Source organism: Rhizobium sp. 01N447_2, from assembly GCF_056399245.1.
This window is the reverse complement of record NZ_JBFTQY010000155.1, coordinates 1-3,189: the sequence shown is the minus strand read 5'-3', so window position 1 is coordinate 3,189 and position 3,189 is coordinate 1. Positions and strand designations below refer to the sequence as shown.

Here is a 3,189-nt window from a genome sequence, read left to right as displayed (position 1 = left end):
CTATTGACTCCAGGCTCTACAGCTCATTTCTCGAGCATCTCGGCAGGGCGATCTACGGGGGCATCTATGAGCCCGGGCACCCGACGGCCGATGAGGACGGATTCCGCCAGGATGTCCTTGATCTGGTCCGTGAGCTCGACACGCCATATTGCCGCTATCCCGGCGGCAATTTCGTCTCGGCCTATAATTGGGAAGACGGCGTCGGCCCCCGTGCGGAGCGCCCGGTTCGCCTCGACCTTGCCTGGCGCACCCGCGAAGCCAACCAGATCGGCGTCAATGAATTCGTCGACTGGTGCAAGAAGGCCAACACCAAGCCGATGCTTGCCGTCAATCTCGGATCACGCGGCCTGGATGCGGCCCGCAATTTCCTGGAATACTGCAATCATCCGGGCGGCACCTACTGGTCGGATCTGCGCCGCAAGCACGGCTGGTCCAATCCGCACGACGTCAAATTGTGGTGCCTCGGCAACGAGATGGATGGTCCCTGGCAGGTCGGCCACAAGTCGGCCTATGAATATGGCCGGCTGGCGGATGAGACGGCGAAGGCCATGCGCGGCTTCGACAAGTCGCTCGAACTCGTGGTCTGCGGCTCATCCAATTCCGACATGAAGACCTATCCCGAGTGGGAAGCCCAGGTTCTCGAGCAGTGCTATGACAGCGCCGACCATATCTCGCTGCATATGTATTTTGCCAACCGCGAGAAAAATACGCTCAACTATCTCGCCCGCGCAACGAAGCTCGACCGCTACATCACCACGATCGGCGGCGTGATCGACTACATCAAGGCGAAAAAGCGCTCGAAGAAGACGATCGGCATTTCCTTCGACGAATGGAATGTCTGGTATCATTCCAACCAGCAGGACAAGGAGATCCTGGCGCGCGACGAGTGGCCGGATGCGCCGCATCTCTTGGAAGATATCTACAATTTCGAGGACGTGCTGCAGGTCGGCGGCATCTTGAACACCTTCATCCGTCGCTCCGACCGCGTGCGCATCGCCTGCATCGCGCAGCTCGTCAACGTCATCGCCCCGATCATGACCGAGGACGGCGGTGCGGCCTGGCGCCAGACTATTTATTACCCGTTCTATTACGCCTCCAGATATGGTCGCGGCTCGGCATTACAGCTGGTCGTCGATGGCCCGACCTATGACAGCGACGAAGAGAACGACGTCCCCTATCTCGACGTATCGGCGGTCCATTCCGAGGACGGCAAGACGCTGACCTTCTTTGCCGTCAACCGCCATCCGAGCACGGCGCTCGATCTCGATGTGCGGCTTGAAGGGTTCGGAAATGCCCGGGTGGTCGAGCAGGTGGAGATGACCCATGGCGATCTGGAAGCCGTCAATACGGCTGCGCGGCCGAAGACGGTCGTTCCGGTCAATGCCGAGAGTGCAAAGATCGAGGATGGACGGCTGAGGGCGGCGTTGAAACCGYTCTCCTACAACGTCATCCGGCTGTCAGTGTGACAGCTACCGCCGGGTAGCCCATTGGGCGCCCCGGCTGAAGATATTCGGCTCGCTGCGAGGAGGCAGGGAGCCGGAGAGATGGTTCACCGAAGCTCTGGACCTGACTGTTCAAGTCCTGAGGCCTCTGCGAACCGACAACCGCGACGTGCCCATGCGTGCCCTTGCGGCCGCCGCATCGTCGCTTTCTAGGGAGGAGTTCATGCAACAGTGGAAGAGGCTCGCATTTGGCGTCGCGCTGGCCGCACTCGGCCTGACTGCGGCGGYCAAGGCCGATGACTACACCTCCTTGCCGCGCAAGGAGACGCTCATCGTCGAAAATCCGGAAGGGACGATCAAAAATCCCGGCTGGTTCAACATCTGGGTCAATGGCGGGGGCGGCGTATCGACCGGCCTGCAGCAACTGACCATGGATACGCTCTGGTATATCGACCCCGAACAAGGACTTGGCGGCGCGACCTGGGACAATTCGCTGGCTGCCGACAAGCCGCAATATAATGCCGACTTCACCGAGATGACCGTGAAACTGCGCAAGGGGCTCTTCTGGAGCGACGGCGTGGAGTTCACGGCAGACGACGTGGTCTACACCGTCAAGACGCAGATGGATCACCCCGGCATGGTCTGGAGTGCTGCCTTCTCGGTGCAGGTGGCAAGCGTCGAGGCGACCGACCCCTCGACTGTCGTGTTCAAGCTGAAGAAGCCCAATTCGCGCTTCCACGCCATCTTCACGGTTCGCTGGAACGGCGCCTGGATCATGCCCAAGCATGTCTTCGAGAAAGTCGAAGATCCGCTACGTTATGATTTCGCCAATCCCGTCTCGCTCGGCGCCTACAAGCTCAAGGCGTTTGACCCCCAGGGCAAATGGTATACCTGGGAGAAGCGTGACGACTGGCAGCGGACATCGCTTGCCCGCTTCGGCGAGCCGGCCCCGAAATACGTGACCTATACCGATCCCGGCCCGCCGGATAAACGCACCATCGCCCAGCTCGAGCACAATCTCGATATCATCCACGATAATACGCCGGAGGGCATGTTCACCCTCAAGGAGAAATCCAAGTCGATCGAAACCTGGTTCCCGGGCTTCCCCTTCGCCCATCCGGACCCGACGCTTCCGGCCGTGATCTTCAACACCCAGAATCCGCCCTTCGACAACGCCGATGTACGCTGGGCGCTTGCCCTGCTGATCGACATCAAGGCGGTTGATATGGCGAGCTATCGCGGGGCAGCGACGCTTTCGGCCCTCGGCGTGCCGCCGACGGCGGCCACGATGAAGGACTATCAGGCGCCGATGCAGGATTGGCTGAAGAATTTCGAGATCGATACCGGCAAGAGCAAGATCAAGCCCTATGACCCGACGGTCGGGCAACAGATCGCCGATATCCTGCGCAAGCAGCCGAAGTTCAAGGACCAGATCCCGACMGACCCGGAGGCAATCAGCGGTGCCTTCGGCTATGGCTGGTGGAAACCGGATCCGAAGGCTGCCGGCGAACTGCTGGAGAAGGCAGGCTTCAAGAAATCCGGTGGCAAATGGCTGACCCCTGATGGACAGCCCTTCAAGATCCGGATGACGGTGGAAGGCGACACACGCTCGGTCTTCACCCGCGCCGGGACGCTGATTGCACAGCAATGGGCCGCATTCGGCATCGACGCCAAAGCCGTGCCGGCCGCGAAACTTTGGCAGACGGCGCTCCAGCCCGGCGATTTCCAGGTGGCGATTGCCTGGAGC

2 protein-coding genes are annotated in these 3,189 nt (G+C 60.7%); both read left to right on the top strand.

The window, feature by feature from the left end; all coding sequences use genetic code 11:
• The first annotated feature begins 2 nt into the window (after positions 1–2).
• Positions 3–1,466: an arabinosylfuranosidase ArfA gene (gene arfA, locus AC1ECN_RS38405; protein WP_477956036.1), complete on the top strand. Its 1,464-nt coding sequence runs from the start codon at positions 3–5 to the stop codon at positions 1,464–1,466.
• A 199-nt stretch (positions 1,467–1,665) separates the two neighbouring features.
• Positions 1,666–3,189 (top strand): ABC transporter substrate-binding protein (locus AC1ECN_RS38400; protein ID WP_477956034.1); only part of this gene is annotated, 1,524 nt, incomplete at its 3' end.